Genomic DNA, 14,720 nt, shown 5'->3' on the forward strand with positions numbered 1-14,720 from the left:
GACGTGAAGACAGGCAGACTAAGAACCGCTGTCTTCGTTGAGCGCCATTATATGGCCGCTTTTAATGATTCGCGAATAAGGGCTTCACTTTCCATGCCCTCTTTATATACGCTGTCGACTAGCTTGCTCGCTTGAGCAGGTTTATAGCCCAGTGCAATAAGCGCGCTTTGTGCTTCTTCCCGAGCGTCGTTTACAGCAACAATAGTGTTGGTGGATAGCAAGTCGCCACTTGGAGGTGGTACAGCAATACTCTGCGCCTTGCCAAATTTTGCTAGGCGGTCTTTAAGCTCTACCACTAAACGCTCTGCGGTTTTCTTACCTATACCCGGTAAGCTGACGAGTGCAGAAACATCTTCATTTTGTACACTTGCCAAGAACTGGCTTGCCGACATTCCAGATAAAATAGCAAGGCCTAACTTTGGGCCTACACCATTGGCTTTGATCAATTCTCGGAAAAGCCCTCTTTCCATTTTATCAGCAAAACCAAACAGCAATTGGGCGTCTTCACGAACCACAAAATGTGTGTACACCACCACTTCTTCACCCACCGCGGGAAGCTGGTAGAAACTGGTCATAGGCATGTGAATTTCGTAGCCAACACCGGCTACATCTACAAGAATTTCTGGAGGCTGTTTCTCAGCCAACGTACCGCGAATTCGTCCAATCATGAATTATCTCTGTAAAAGCGTGAGCTTCGAGCAGTATTAGCGCAAACGACCACGAACGGTTTTTCGGGCTTGCCCTGCCATGTTTATCAGGCTCTGTTCAGTGTGTGCATGACACAAGGCAACGGCTAATGCATCGGCAGCATCGGCCTGTGGCGTGCCGCTTAAATTCAGCAGGTGTTTTACCATGTGCTGAACTTGCGTTTTATCTGCGCCACCTTTTCCAACTACCGACTGCTTAATTTGCCTTGCGCTGTATTCAGCAACAGGAAGTTGCGCTTGGGTGGCTGCCACAATCGCGGCACCTCTGGCCTGACCAAGCTTCAGCGCTGAATCAGGGTTTTTCGCCATAAATACCTGCTCAATAGCAAACTGGTCGGGTTTATATTGACGAATAATATCGCCAACACCGGTAAAAATATTAGCAAGACGAGAGGGTAAATCTGCCGTTCCAACGCGAATGCATCCGCTTGCTACATACACCAGTTTACCTTGCTTGCGTGCAATTAAACCGTAGCCTGTGATCCGAGAACCTGGATCTATACCCAGTATAACCATTAAGGCACACTCGGTACAAACAAAGATACCGCTTCTTTATTAGAGGGAGACCATAAACGCGCGAGTGCTTCGTCTTTCGACACCCATTCGTACTGTAAGTGCTCTGTTAAAATAAGGGGTAAATCGCTGTTTATTTGAAGGGAAAATACGTGTTCTGTGTTGTGCACAGTACCAGGAGGATAACGATGTAGCCAGCGGCTACGAATTTCATATTGGTTTTGCTTATCGTGGTCGTTGACCACAAAGCCGTGTGCTTTGGCATCGATGCCAATTTCTTCACACACTTCACGATATGCCGTTTCTAAGGGTAACTCCCCCTCTTCTAACGCGCCGGTTACCGACTGCCAAAAGGTGGGGTCGTCTTGTCGTTGCAAAAGCAGCACTCGGTAGTGTTGGTCGTACAACACTACCAGTGCAGATTCAGGCTTCTTATACGCCATAAATTACGATTGCTTTTTCACCGTTGCAATAGCAAGCTCTTCAAGCTGCTGTGGGTTCGCAGGGCTAGGCGCCGATGTTAACGGACATGCCGCTGTGGTCGTTTTAGGGAATGCCATAACATCACGAATAGACGTCGCGCCAGTCATAAGCATTACCAGACGGTCTAGACCAAACGCAAGACCTGCATGCGGCGGCGCACCAAAGCGCAGTGCGTCTAGCAAGAAGCCAAACTTGTTCTTCGCTTCTTCATCGTCAATGCCAAGAATGTTGAATACCGTAGACTGCATGTCTTCATTGTGAATACGTACAGAACCACCGCCTAATTCAACACCGTTCAATACCATATCGTAAGCGTCAGATAAGGCTTCAGCTGGGTTAGCTTTAAGTTCTTCTGGCGTTAAACCACGTGGCGCGGTAAACGGGTGGTGAATAGCGTGAAGCTGACCGTCAAACTCTTCAAACATTGGGAAGTCAACAACCCAAAGTGGCTTCCACTCGCCTTCAAGAAGCTCAAAGTCTTCACCAAGCTTAAGACGAAGTGCGCCCATCGCTTCGGTAACCACAGTGTAGCTGTCTGCACCAAACAATAGAATATCGCCACTTTGTGCGCCAGTGCGCTCTAGCATGGCGTTAGTGATGTCTTCCGATAGGAATTTAAGGATTGGCGACTGTAGACCTTCAAGACCTGCACCAGCATCGTTAACTTTAATCCAAGCCAGACCTTTCGCGCCGTAAATACCTACAAATTTAGTGTATTCGTCTATTTGCTTACGCGAAAGCGACGCCCCACCAGGTACGCGAATAGCTGCTACGCGACCTTTAGGGTCGTTTGCCGGGCCGCTGAATACTTTAAAGTCAACGTTAGCAAGCAAGTCGGCAACGTCTGTTAACTCTAACGGGTTACGTAGGTCTGGCTTGTCGCTACCAAAGCGCGTCATGGCTTCTTTGTACGTCATGCGCGGGAAGTCGCCAAGGTCAACGTTTAGCATTTTGTTGAACAAGTCGCGGATCATACGCTCGGTGATAGACATTACGCCATCGGCATCTAAGAACGTGGTCTCAATATCGATTTGGGTAAATTCTGGCTGACGGTCGGCACGTAAGTCTTCGTCGCGGAAGCACTTAACAATTTGATAGTAACGGTCCATGCCCGACATCATCAGAAGCTGTTTGAAAAGCTGTGGCGATTGCGGAAGTGCAAAAAACTCACCTTTGTGGGTGCGGCTTGGCACTAGGTAGTCACGTGCACCTTCTGGCGTTGCCTTAGTAAGAATAGGCGTTTCAATATCAAGGAAACCTTCTTCTTCTAGGAAACGACGTACAGCACCGGTTACTTTTGCACGGAACTGTAAACGCTGGCTCATTACGGGACGGCGAAGGTCTAGATAACGATAGCGAAGGCGCTGTTCTTCTGAGTTTTCTTGGTTCCAGTCTAGTGGAAGCACGTCAGATTTGTTGATCACTTCAAGGCCTGTGCCAAGGATCTCAATCTCACCTGTGCGCATGTCTTTGTTAACTTGACCTTCAGGGCGCGCACGCACTTTACCCGTTAGCTTTACGCAGAATTCACTACGCAAGGTGTTAGCTACCGATAACACGTCTGGTAAATCTGGGTCGAACACCACTTGTACGATACCTTCGCGGTCGCGTAAGTCGATGAAAATTACACCGCCCAAATCGCGACGCTTATTAACCCACCCGCAAAGGGTAACTTCTTGTCCAATGTATGATGAATCGATATTCCCACAGTAATCTGTGCGCATGGTCCTTGACCCCTGATGTTTTTTCTTGCTTCTCATGCTGTGAATTGGCGTTCAAAACCGCTTACTTTTGGGCTTAAGACTTTGCCAAAAATCGCGTAAACTTGCTGGCCAATTAGCTGGCCCGCCCACAACATGCATAATGTAATGATTTAAAGGCCGCATAGTATAAACAAATGCTTGATAAAGCCCAATGACAAATATGCACAAATCAGCCATATCACAAGGAAATCTCTATATTGGATTGCCAATGTGGCAACACAGCCATTGGCCAAGCACGTGGTTTGCTAATTATCCCAAGTCTGATAATGGATTGTCACTGTATGCCAAGGAGTGTAATACGGTTGAAGGGAATACCACATTTTACTCTCTTCCCCACCAAGACGCTGTAGCGAGATGGTGCGATTCAACACCCGACCACTTCAGATTTACTTTCAAGTTTCACCAAAACATTACGCATGTACATCAACTACAGCATTGTGAAGAAGAGGTTGCCCAACAGCTTGCTTTATTAAGCCCGCTAAAAGAAAAGCTAGGAGTAATGATGCTGCAACTGCCCGCTTCTTTCGGGCCAGAAAAGCTATCCATTTTAGATACTTTTTTAGCGGCGCTACCTCAAGAATTAAACATAGCGGTTGAGGTGCGCCACTTGGCATTTTTTGCAAAGGGGGATGAGGAAAAGGCACTTAACCAACTTTTGATCCGCCACGGTGCGAATAGAATCATTATGGACACCCGAGCACTGTTTACTGGGTCTTTAGACGCAGGGGGAAACAATAGACGAGCGATGCTAGAGGAAGTACGAGAGAAAAAGCCTCGTGTACCAGTAAATGTTATTGCTACAGGCCATACTCCCATTGTGCGCTTTGTAGGCAATGATGTTGATGATGACAACCAACGCTGTTTATTGCCTTGGGTGAAAAAAGTGAAGATTTGGCAAAGTGAAGGAAAAGACGTGTACTTTTTTTGTCACCGCCCAGACAACAAAGATGCTCCCTGGTTAGCGCAGCAGTTTATCGATTTGTATAACAACACTACTCCATCACTCGCGCTAAATAACCTGTCTATTAAAACTCAACCAGAGCAGAATTCACTGTTTTGATGACGAGCAACTGACATTGAGCCTATCAATATTTTTTAATAGATAGCGTTTTTCTAATTCAGCGGTAAACTACTGCTCTTATCTATTTTGGTACTACACCATTATTTACCGTGAAATAACCTCAATGAACCATGAATATGAGAAAGCGCGTATTGCTGCGCTTGAATCGTTAGATATTTTAGATACTTCCCCAAGCAAACAACTTGACGAGCTCACCAAAGCTGTACAAGAAGAGTTTAATGCTAAAACCTGCTTGGTAAGCCTTGTTGCAGAAGATCGTCAATGGTTTAAGTCTCGCCAGTGTATGGATGCTACCGAAACACCGCGTAATATCTCGTTTTGCACCTACGCGATAGCCGAAGAAGAATACTTAATTGTTCCCGACGCTAAAGCCGATAAGCTATTTGCTAATAACCCGCTGGTTACTGGCAGCCCTTTCATAAGAGCTTACGCAGGTGCTATCTTGCGCAACAAAGATGGCTATGAATTGGGTACGTTATGCCTACTGTTTGATGAACCACGTGACTTTTTAGATGTTGAGATAGAAAGCTTAAAAAACCACGCCCGCACAGTTGAAACCATTATTTTTTCAGAGCACCTTCCAGCATAACTCCAGCCCTACGCTTTTCGTATCGCAAAACAAAAACGCATCACTAAAAAGTGATGCGTTTAATAACTCTCTAAGCTCGACTATGTCTATCTGAAATCAGCTGCGTCTAGCTCGTGCTTTTTCATAAGCTTGTGCATATCAGTTCTATTTCTACCAGCAAGCTCTGCCGCGCGCGTTACGTTGCCGTCGGTCATTTTTAGAAGCTTGTGCAAGTATTGCTGTTCAAACGCATCGCGCGCTTCTGTAAGCGTTGGCCAGCTTTGCTTAGTGGCTGACAAGGCTTGCTCTACTAAGTGAAGCGGAATAACCGGCGTTTGCGTTAACGCAACACACTGCTCAACCACGTTAACAAGCTGACGTACGTTACCTGGCCAAGATGAGGTTACCAGCTGTTGCATAGCGTCATCAGAAAATTGGCTTACATTCACGCCATGACGCTGTGCGCTTTGCTGCAGCAGCGAGCGAGCCAGAAGTGGAATATCTTCACTTCGCGATTTTAGCGACGGAAGTTTTAGGTTCACCACGTTTAGACGGTAATATAAATCTTCGCGGAAGGTGCCTTCTTCCATTTCTTTGTGCAAGTCTTTGTGCGTTGCAGAAATGATACGCACATCGATATCTACGTGCTTGCTACTACCTACTGGGCGAATTTGACGCTCTTGTAATGCACGCAGCAGTTTTACCTGCAGCGTCATCGGCATATCGCCAATCTCATCCAAGAACAAGGTACCGCCGTCGGCTTCTCTAAACAGACCTGGGTGAGCAGCTACAGCACCGGTAAACGCACCTTTGGCATGACCAAATAGCTCAGACTCAAGCAAGTTTTCAGGCAATGCTCCACAGTTAATAGCTACAAATGGTTTGTCGCTGCGGTTACTGGCTTTATGAATGGCATTAGCAAGTAATTCTTTACCTGTACCGCTCGCGCCGCTAATAAGCACAGACACTTCACGCTGAGCTATGCGGAACGCCTGGTCTAGTACATTTAGCATTTCTGGAGAACGGGTGATGATGTCCTTTGCCCAATCCCCAGGCTGTGCAGCTTGAGACTGGCTAAGTGCTTTTTGCAGCAGCGCGCGTAATTCGTCGTGATCGACAGGTTTAGGCAAAAACCCAAATACACCACGCTGAGTGGCTGCTACCGCATCAGCAATGGTGCCGTGAGCCGTCATCAGAATTACAGGAATATCTTTTCTAATTCCCATAATTTCTTCAAACAAACTCAGACCATCTAAGCCGGGCATACGCAAGTCACTTAATACTACATCGTAGTTGTCGTTTTGAAGCTTTCTTAACGCTGATTGACCGTCTTCCACTGCGGTCACCTCATAACCTTCGCCTTCCAGACGAATGGTTAATAAGCGCAATAAGCTCTTATCGTCATCTACCAACAATAAGTTAGGGTTACTACTCGCCTTTTCGCTCACTGTTGTGTACTCCTGTTTTTATCCATCAGTGTTGCTTCAATCTGCAACAATTCTTCTAGTTTTTTGCGCAGGTTAACTGCTTCAATTTCAAGTGCTTTTACTTTCTCGCCACGAGAAGTATTTTCTTGCTCCAACACCACCATGGCAGATTCAAGCTGCATAATCTGATTGTTGTGCGACGCAGCAATAACAGTCACCACTTCTTGCGCAGTGGGTGTAAATGTTCCAGCAATATCATTTAGGGCAAGCTGCGCGCGCAACCTGTCTTGATAAGGTGTATCTGTTGGTAGTGTTAAAACGTAGGCGTGAAGCGTGTCAGATGCTGTATCACCTAACGCTTTTAATGCTTGCTTACGCTCTAACCAAGGTTGGTTGGCCGCGTCAATCCACGCGTTAAGCCAATAGGTTGCATCGCAATTGTGCTCGAACCCCTGTGGAGGCTCAACAAATAAACAAAGGCCACGTTCTATTTTAGCTACAGGCGTCACCTTTTCTGGCTCACCTGCGTTGTCGTTGTTCCTGGTTAAACTCTGACATCCTGTCAGCACCAGTAAGGCGACAATTAAACCACTTATTCTCATTTTATTTTTCCTGTTGCCCAATGGTCACTCTAAAGCAAACATCGGCATAGTCTACATCTACAACACGCACATCACCATGCATCAGTCGAGCGCAATCGGCAACAATTGATAACCCTAAACCCGTCCCAATGACATTGTCGTTTCTCGGCTCGGTTCCTCGGATAAAAGGTTCAAATAAAGTATGTACTGACTCTGGAGCAATACGCTTACCGCGATTGGCAACATCCAGTACAAGATTATCGTTTTCGTTATAAAGGCTAATATTTATCGGTCTTCCCACTGCGCCATGCGCGACTGCATTGGACACCAAGTTATCAAGTATTCTTCTAAACAGCTCCTCGTCTATACGCACCTCGGACGCAGTTATCTTTACTTCCACTTCTCTATCCTGAATGGCGAGCGCGTAATCTTCTAAACAAGCAGAAACTAACTTACTAACGTCACTTTGTACCATTTTTGGCTGAGCTTGTTGCAACAGCAGGTTGTAGTCGAGCAACTTTTCCACCAGCGTGTTGAGCCTTTGCGTGCTAGCAGTAAGTAGCGAAAGTACTTCGCGTTGACTGTTATTCAACTCGCCCACTACGTTTTCAGACAACAAGCTGCAGCCTTCTTTAATACTGGCAAGCGGAGTTTTGAGCTCGTGAGCAGCGTGTCGCAGCAAGGCGGTTCTAATATGCTCCAACTGCTGTAGTCGATCATAAAGCCAATGTAAATCTTTCTCTACATCAATCAGTTCTTTTGGCGCTTGTCTTGAAAGGGGTGGAAGCTGACCATCGCTGTGGGCCATGATCCTTATAATCTTTTTTAAGTTGTTAACGGGGTTCACAATAAGTTGACTCCCCATCAGTATTAGCAATAACGAAACGCTTACAAGCATAGCTGTAGACCAAGCTTGCTTTGCTTGCATGGCATTTAAGTCATCTTGCTGGACTTTGACACGTTCAGTAATAGCGGCTTCTACATCGTCGCGAAGCTGGTCGACGCTATCGCCCACTGACGCAAGGTAGGCATTAAGTAAAAGCTGGTCTTCAATCGCTCGATATTCGGCTAATTGATTTAGCTGTTCTGAAAGTCGCGTGCAGGTAGTTGGTACCGAGAGAGCCTGACATAGATTGTCAGCGGCCACGGCAAATTGATCGATGGCGTTATCAGAAAGAGAGGCCACCCTATCATTTCTCAACACAGCAAATTGGCGAATGCTGCGCTCTACGTCAACGACCGCGTTATCGAGTCTTTGCATGTCGCTAACAACATCGACAACAAACCGTGTTTCAAGTGTTGTCATTTGACCCACTTTGGCTAAGTCGCTTTGACTTTGCCAAAGTAAGGCTATAAGAGGGATAAGGGCCAGTACAAAACTACCTAGCGTCAATTGCCTTAGTGAACCAAGTTGTACCAAGCGTTCACCAAACGAAACCTTGTTTATCAGAACCTTACCCTCTTAAATATATTATTTTATCTACTCACTTGCTGTGAGCTTTTCATTGCCTGGCGTCAACTTGCTTTTTGCCAATTCGGCTTCGGAAAGTTTGCCATCTTCGTTGTCATCAATCAGCCCAAAGTTACGCAGTAGACCTGTGTGTCGAACCGCTTCTTTAAGTGATATCAGACCATCTTTATCTGTGTCTAATTCCTGCATCAACGAGCGCGCTGGACTTGCGTACGCGTCCGCTACTGAAATGGCTTGTACTGCAGCAACAGCACAAAGTGCTAAGAAAACTTTTTCGAGACGTTTCATCATGAATCCTCCGCTAAACGCTTTTAAAATCCTTCTCAATCCGCTTTGATACCAGCCCTGTGTTATCAGGTTATGCTGCTATTAAAGCTCATGGATACTACCACTAGTCTTCAATTAACCACTATCATAATTGCATTCAAACTGCTTATGCGATTTTCAGACCAAAAAGAAAAAGCACATTAAAAACAGCAGCATATGCAAATAAGTGTACTATCAACCACTCAGCATACAGGTTAAATGTTGCAAAAAAGAAACACCACTTTGAAACACTGTATGTCAAAGTGGTTTTATCGATACCTTGCTATACAGAGAAACTACTATCGCTATAATGGGAGGGAGAGCAAGTGAGCTCCGACAAGGGGATGGGCTTGCTAAACATAAATCCTTGCACATTGTCACATCCATGCTCTCTAAGATAATTCCACTGTTCAAGGTTTTCTATGCCCTCAGCACATACCGAGAGTGACAGTCTTTTCGCCAAATCAATAATTGCCCCAGTCACAAGACGGCTTCGTTCTGAAGTTTGAATTTCCATTACAAACTGTCGGTCAACTTTTAGCGTGTCGATATTGATTTGCGTCAGGTAACTTAACGAGGAGTAACCCGTTCCAAAATCATCTAGAGCTATGGCGCACCCCATGTTTCCGATGCGTCTGAAGAACTTGTTTGAAAGAGTAAAGTTTTCTAGATACGCACTTTCTGTCACTTCAAATTCAATGTTTTCTGGGTTGATGTCATAGAGCTTGAAAGTATTGTAGATGTAGTCAAACAGCTGCGAGCTTCGCAAATCATGTCCAGATAAATTGATTGAGGCTCTAAACGGAGACGTGGCCCATTGTTTTAAATCTGGCATATCAATACAAACGCGCTTAATTACCCAACGGGTAATTGCAGTGATCTTACCGCCCTGCTCAGCAATGGGGATAAACTCGTTCGGCATGACCAAGCCAAATTCAGGATGTTGCCAACGAATAAGCGCTTCTACGCCTATTACATTCCCTTCGTTGTTAACTTTAACCTGGTAATAAACAACAAACTCATCGTTGCTGATTCCTTGCTCAATACCGTTAGCTAAGTGGAGTTTACGCTTATGCGACTCAACCATATCAGGTGTAAACAGTGTGTAGCTGCCCCGCCCTCGCGCTTTTGAACGATACATTGCAAGGTCTGCATTGCTCATCAGCTCGCTTAGGTCGTAGCCCGCATCGGAAGCCGTAGCAATTCCAACGCTTAAACCTACCGTTAGTGATAAGCCACGCAGTTCAAAAGGCTCATCAAATGCGGTAATAAGTCGCGTTGCCAAGCTTTGCGCTTGGTCAGTAGTCACATCTCTATCGGGCAGTACTAAGAACTCATCCCCTCCCAGTCGCGCGAATAAATCGCCGTCGCGCAGCAAACACTGAACTCTGTCAGCAACCTCTATGAGAATGAGATCCCCGGTTTCATGTCCTAAAGAATCATTGATGCCCTTAAACCCATCTAAATCAAAAAACAGGAGCAGTAAGTCTTCATCATTTCTTTTGGCTCTGGCTAGCTCAAGTCTTAAGTTATCGAGAACAAACTGTCGATTGGGAAGACCGGTTAAACTATCGAAGTTTGCCAGACGAGACATGGTTTCTTGTTGATCAACCAATGTTTGCTTTTGCTCAAAGTTGATAAGTAACTCAACTTCAATGGTATCCAATAAACTATTAATGTTATTCGATAACTGTCCAATTTCATTAGATGTATTAAGTGAACTGCGCAGCGCATAATCTTTTGACTCAAATACTTCTTGAGTAAACTGCCTCAGCGACCCAATAGGAGAAATCAAACGGTATAAAATAAAGACACAAGTGCCAGTGCAAAGCAGCCAAACCGCGATAACGATAGGCACTTGCTTAATGAGCTGGCGGGCTGAACTTGCCGCCATGGTGTCTTCAATGTCCACATAAAGAACAACATGTCCAAGTGGGTATAGGCTACTGCCTACAATTTGATGGGCAGTGATAACATTGTCGTATTGCGTAACACCAAATGGAATTTCTGCAGGATCAAGTGGAACAGATTGATTGGAAAGCTGGCTTAAGGAATCAGGTTGGATAGTGGAAATGACTTGATAGTCGTTGTCATATAGCGTGGCGGAAATAAGATTATCGTGTTCTTTTATCGGTTGGAAAAGAGAGGAAAATAATGCGTTATCACCGGGACTTCGCTCCATGACAACCGATAACTGCAGCGACAAAGCGTTACTTAACGTCGCGGTATTGCCTTTAACCACATCCACCACAGAAGCGTTGTGTTCTAATTTATTAACAATTACCACAGAGAGCGCCAGCACCGACATCGTCAATGCAATGACAAGCCCAATTGGGATTTTCAACGTTCTAAACACTCAACTACCCTTACTTCAGTACTGCAAGCTGTTGTAAGCAAGTGATGCCATAGGCTCTGAAACAGCACTGTCACCGCTAAGCTTTTATTATTATTTGTTCACAATAGTAAGGTACAGGTCGCTAAATTTGAATCCATTTTTTTAGCTAAGACAAAAAAGACTAACTGAGTGATGATGAACGCTATGTTCTTTCAACTACTTCAAGTTTAGTTTTAATGTATTGGCTATGGGGAACGTACAATAAATCAGCTATTTGACGAATAGTACTCTCTTCAAGAGGCGCTAAAGATTCATCCGCGTATGCAATAGCCCAGAGGCTCTTTATCACATCTCTTTTCTCATCAGCGCTGCAGTGTTTATTTAGTACTTGAGTAAAACGCACTAAGTCAATTGAATCGTCAGCCGTCTCTTGTCCTCTTTCAAGCAACAACGACATCGCTTCCTCATCTATGTTTACATGCTTTCTGAGCTGTTTCTCGTATTCACTTCTCTCGCTATCCGTTACCTCATTATCAGCGTTAACAATTTCACTAAGTAATGCAGCAGTCGCCAATTCAACGGTATACGTTGGCTCTGTACGCTTATGCGTGTCTTCGAAAAGTTTAAGAAATGATTTCAGCATGGGGCCCTACTTCTTGTGTCACCGCAGAAACGCCCGCGGTTAATGAAATTTGAGTATCGATAAAACTTTTACTCGGTAAAAGCTAAATTCGATTAATTGCTGGATTAGATGGACAGATTTACAGCGATGACCAAGGAAGCAAGTCTATGTAAACTGTACTCAGCGACTAGAGCTGTAAAGTGAGAGTTTAAAAGCCCTCAGAGAAACATGAATATGAACATTTTGCTCGTAAAGATATTGTCTAAAGGCGCCTAAATTTTAGTATCAAGTAAGCAAACCACTTTACTCCCGCCATTTTCGAACCACACTCGTTCGCACAGCGCGTGAAGCAAAGGGAGCCCACGCCCAAAGCTTTCGTCATGAACGGAATGACGCCGGCCTACCGTACTTGCCTTATTCCACTCAAAGCCTTCACCACTATCTTCAACCGCTATCAGCACCTTACCTTTAAGGGGTAAAGACTCTATCCTAATATTAATTCGCCCGTGACTAAGCGCTTTTAGTGAAGCCTCGCGGTTTTCGTAATATTGATGGAACCCTGTACTATCAGCTTTGAGTTTTGAGTCGAGTTTCAAGATCCCATGCTCTAACGCATTATTAAACAGTTCCGACAACACGGTATAAATTATCGAACGCACCGTTTGAATGCCCTCACATTGCCCCGCAAGCTGTAGCACGCGTTGAAGAATGTCAGGCTGTTTCAAATGTTGTGCGTCAAGCGCAACTTCATGCACCGATGGCAATCCAAAATCCATCTTTGGTGATACGGGCGTTTTAATGGGTTGAGAGGTAAACACGACTAGCGTGACATCATCGTGAAATGAAGAGGCTGCGCAATGCTCTTTCGCCTTAAGAAAAAGTGAATTGGATTCTATTTTCCCATGCGTCTGCATTTGCTCTTTTACTATTCTTACCAAGCCTTCCTCAAGAAGCATTTCTCCCTCTTGATTAGTACTCTCAATTAGCCCGTCGCTACAAATTACAAGCTGTTCATTGCATCCTAATTGAATGGTATCGCAATCGGTGTTGAGTTCATGCTCGTCTAGGATCCCTAATGCCATGTGACGTGAAGGGATGCAGCGCAGCGCTAAATCAGTTTTCGCAGGAACAATGACAGCCGGCATTCCACCCTGCCATAAGTTGATTCTATTGCCCCCCGCGTTAATTTCGCCCACCACTGCGGCCATAAACATGTCACTTGGTAGAAACTTAATTAAAATTCGATTTAATTCTGAAATAATCTCAGAAATAGATACCCCTTGTTGGCTGAGTTCTTGAAAGGCTCGGGTTACAGGCAACGCACCAATTGCTGACGCCAAACCATGACCTGTAAAATCTCCCACCACAAAATAAATACCACCACTAGGGCTTGATTCGCATAGAAAGAGATCGCCATTAAAGGTTTCAGCTGGCTTTAGGAAGCAGTCGAAATGCGCCATTACCTCGGGTCGATTGACAATAGCGTGGCTAAAAATATGTTCCACAATGGCGTGCTCTCTCGCCACTCTTTGATTGAATAAACGAAGTGCTTTATTTTGCTGTTCTATGTGTTCACTCAAAGCACGTATTTTTAAGTGGGCTCGAATTTTGGCAATTAGAATGTGTCGGTCGAAGGGCTTTGTGGCAAAGTCGTTCCCACCAACTTCCAGGCACCTCACTAAGCTTTCTTTATCTTCTAAAGCGGTGATAAAAAGAATAGGTAGATACGGCCCTTTCGCAAGCTTGCGTATTTTGGGTGCAACGTCAAAACCACTGAGCCCAGGCATCACAACATCCAACAAAACCAAGTCGGGTTTTTCGTGCGTAAATTTTTTGATAGCTTCAACACCATCCACCGCTTCGATACACTCTTTATAACCTGCGTTATAAAGCATGTTAGTAAGCAATGTACGGTTGATAGCCTCGTCGTCAACAATGAGGATCTTCACGTATGTCTCTTCGATAAAATGTTAATTTAGCGACTTGCTTTTCTTACTTAATGTCGAACTTTTTATCGAATCGAGATATTTTCAGGATTTTAGCAACCTGAGGACGGGCATTTTCGATACTGTAGGTTAATTCTCTTTCAGCGAGTGCCTTTTGCATGTTTAACAACATACCTAAGGCAGAGCTATCCATGTATTCAGTACGCGATAAATCTACGGTGATGTGAGAGACATCGGCGCCCAGTTCGCCATAGGCGTTTCTGAAGTCTTCTACCTTACTAAAGTCAAACTTAGTGCCTACATCTACCACTAGTACTTTCCCTTGATTTTGATAGCTCGACGTTATTTCCATATTCGCTCCTTAAAAATGTAAGCAGAAATGCTTCATCACATGCTTTTAACTTTGCTATTCTTATACTAGTTGAACTTTTACACATCGCCATGAAAGTCATCTTAAACTTTCGTATGGTAATGCTTTTTTTATCGCCATTTAGATGGAAAGACGCAATTTATTGAGGTATGTATGCAAGACTGGCAAGACGCCCTTTTGGTCTATAGTACTGAAAGCGGCAAAATAAAGCCTGAGCCAAAAGAGCAAGCGCGTTCGGTGTCTTCTGACGGCGTTGTTCGTATTTACAGGGAAACTAAAGGTCGCAAAGGAAAAGGGGTGTCTCTGATTAAGGGATTAGACCTCGCGTCTGATGAGCTGAAAAAGCTAGGCTCTGAGCTAAAGAAAAAGTGTGGTTGCGGCGGCGCAGTGAAAGACGGTGTCATTGAAGTACAAACTGATGACAGGGAAAAGCTCCGCACACTACTTACCGATAAAGGGTATAAAGTTAAGCTTGCTGGGGGCTAATGTAACGCTAGCCAGCTAGCGAGCTCTCACTTTTTCATAAACATATAACAAAAAGAGTCTG

15 protein-coding genes are annotated in these 14,720 nt (G+C 44.8%); 3 read left to right on the forward strand and 12 right to left on the reverse strand.

The genetic code is table 11. From position 1 onward, the window contains the following. Positions 1 to 47: 47 nt before the first annotated feature. Genes ruvA through aspS form a run of 4 tightly spaced genes read right to left on the reverse strand, consistent with a single transcriptional unit; the run spans position 48 to position 3,427 of the window. Positions 48 to 668, reverse strand: coding sequence for a Holliday junction branch migration protein RuvA (ruvA, locus tag KUL49_RS08415; RefSeq protein ID WP_014948863.1), 621 nt, complete (start codon positions 666 to 668; stop codon positions 48 to 50). Positions 669 to 704: 36 nt separating this feature from the next. Continuing rightward, positions 705 to 1,223: a crossover junction endodeoxyribonuclease RuvC gene (gene ruvC / locus KUL49_RS08420; RefSeq protein WP_014948862.1), complete on the reverse strand. Its 519-nt coding sequence runs from the start codon at positions 1,221 to 1,223 to the stop codon at positions 705 to 707. Beyond that, complete coding sequence (nudB, locus tag KUL49_RS08425; RefSeq protein WP_131137012.1) at positions 1,223 to 1,663, reverse strand: dihydroneopterin triphosphate diphosphatase; 441 nt, start codon at positions 1,661 to 1,663, stop codon at positions 1,223 to 1,225. Before nudB ends, ruvC begins: the two co-directional genes overlap by 1 nt. Positions 1,664 to 1,666: 3 nt before the next feature. Continuing rightward, the gene (gene aspS, locus KUL49_RS08430; RefSeq protein ID WP_069943983.1) at positions 1,667 to 3,427 is read right to left on the reverse strand and encodes an aspartate--tRNA ligase; all 1,761 of its coding nucleotides are present in this window, start codon (positions 3,425 to 3,427) and stop codon (positions 1,667 to 1,669) included. Positions 3,428 to 3,674: 247 nt separating this feature from the next. On the opposite strand from aspS, the gene KUL49_RS08435 reads away from it, so the two are divergent. Continuing rightward, the gene (locus tag KUL49_RS08435; RefSeq protein ID WP_131137013.1) at positions 3,675 to 4,526 is read left to right on the forward strand and encodes a DUF72 domain-containing protein; all 852 of its coding nucleotides are present in this window, start codon (positions 3,675 to 3,677) and stop codon (positions 4,524 to 4,526) included. Between the two features lie 124 nt (positions 4,527 to 4,650). Then, positions 4,651 to 5,136, forward strand: a complete 486-nt coding sequence (locus tag KUL49_RS08440) for a GAF domain-containing protein (RefSeq protein WP_131137014.1) — start codon at positions 4,651 to 4,653, stop codon at positions 5,134 to 5,136. Positions 5,137 to 5,222: 86 nt separating this feature from the next. Here the strand turns inward: KUL49_RS08440 and KUL49_RS08445 are convergent, their stop codons facing one another. The 8 genes from KUL49_RS08445 to KUL49_RS08480 form a co-directional block, all read right to left on the reverse strand. Then, entirely contained in the window at positions 5,223 to 6,563 is a 1,341-nt protein-coding gene (locus KUL49_RS08445) for a sigma 54-interacting transcriptional regulator (RefSeq protein ID WP_014948857.1), read from the reverse strand. After that, positions 6,560 to 7,144 carry a hypothetical protein gene (locus KUL49_RS08450; RefSeq protein WP_014948856.1) on the reverse strand — a complete coding sequence of 195 codons (585 nt, stop codon included), beginning with the start codon at positions 7,142 to 7,144 and terminating at the stop codon, positions 6,560 to 6,562. The genes KUL49_RS08445 and KUL49_RS08450 overlap by 4 nt, the downstream gene beginning before the upstream one ends. Position 7,145: 1 nt before the next feature. Next, the gene (locus KUL49_RS08455) at positions 7,146 to 8,543 is read right to left on the reverse strand and encodes a sensor histidine kinase KdpD (protein ID WP_014948855.1); all 1,398 of its coding nucleotides are present in this window, start codon (positions 8,541 to 8,543) and stop codon (positions 7,146 to 7,148) included. A gap of 60 nt (positions 8,544 to 8,603) precedes the next feature. Next, the gene (locus tag KUL49_RS08460; RefSeq protein ID WP_223866688.1) at positions 8,604 to 8,885 is read right to left on the reverse strand and encodes a calcium-binding protein; all 282 of its coding nucleotides are present in this window, start codon (positions 8,883 to 8,885) and stop codon (positions 8,604 to 8,606) included. Positions 8,886 to 9,183: 298 nt separating this feature from the next. After that, complete coding sequence (locus KUL49_RS08465) at positions 9,184 to 11,256, reverse strand: bifunctional diguanylate cyclase/phosphodiesterase (protein WP_039233444.1); 2,073 nt, start codon at positions 11,254 to 11,256, stop codon at positions 9,184 to 9,186. 181 nt (positions 11,257 to 11,437) lie between these two features. After that, a complete protein-coding gene (locus tag KUL49_RS08470) occupies positions 11,438 to 11,878 on the reverse strand; it encodes a TerB family tellurite resistance protein (RefSeq protein WP_014948851.1) in 441 nt (146 codons plus the stop codon). A 251-nt stretch (positions 11,879 to 12,129) separates the two neighbouring features. Continuing rightward, positions 12,130 to 13,806: a fused response regulator/phosphatase gene (locus KUL49_RS08475; protein ID WP_075176226.1), complete on the reverse strand. Its 1,677-nt coding sequence runs from the start codon at positions 13,804 to 13,806 to the stop codon at positions 12,130 to 12,132. Between the two features lie 43 nt (positions 13,807 to 13,849). Continuing rightward, positions 13,850 to 14,155: an STAS domain-containing protein gene (locus tag KUL49_RS08480; protein ID WP_069943977.1), complete on the reverse strand. Its 306-nt coding sequence runs from the start codon at positions 14,153 to 14,155 to the stop codon at positions 13,850 to 13,852. 171 nt (positions 14,156 to 14,326) lie between these two features. On the opposite strand from KUL49_RS08480, the gene yciH reads away from it, so the two are divergent. Next, a complete protein-coding gene (gene yciH, locus KUL49_RS08485) occupies positions 14,327 to 14,659 on the forward strand; it encodes a stress response translation initiation inhibitor YciH (protein ID WP_131137015.1) in 333 nt (110 codons plus the stop codon). Positions 14,660 to 14,720 lie beyond the last annotated feature (61 nt).

This window comes from Alteromonas sp. KUL17 (assembly GCF_006538305.1).
Lineage (GTDB): Bacteria > Pseudomonadota > Gammaproteobacteria > Enterobacterales > Alteromonadaceae > Alteromonas > Alteromonas macleodii.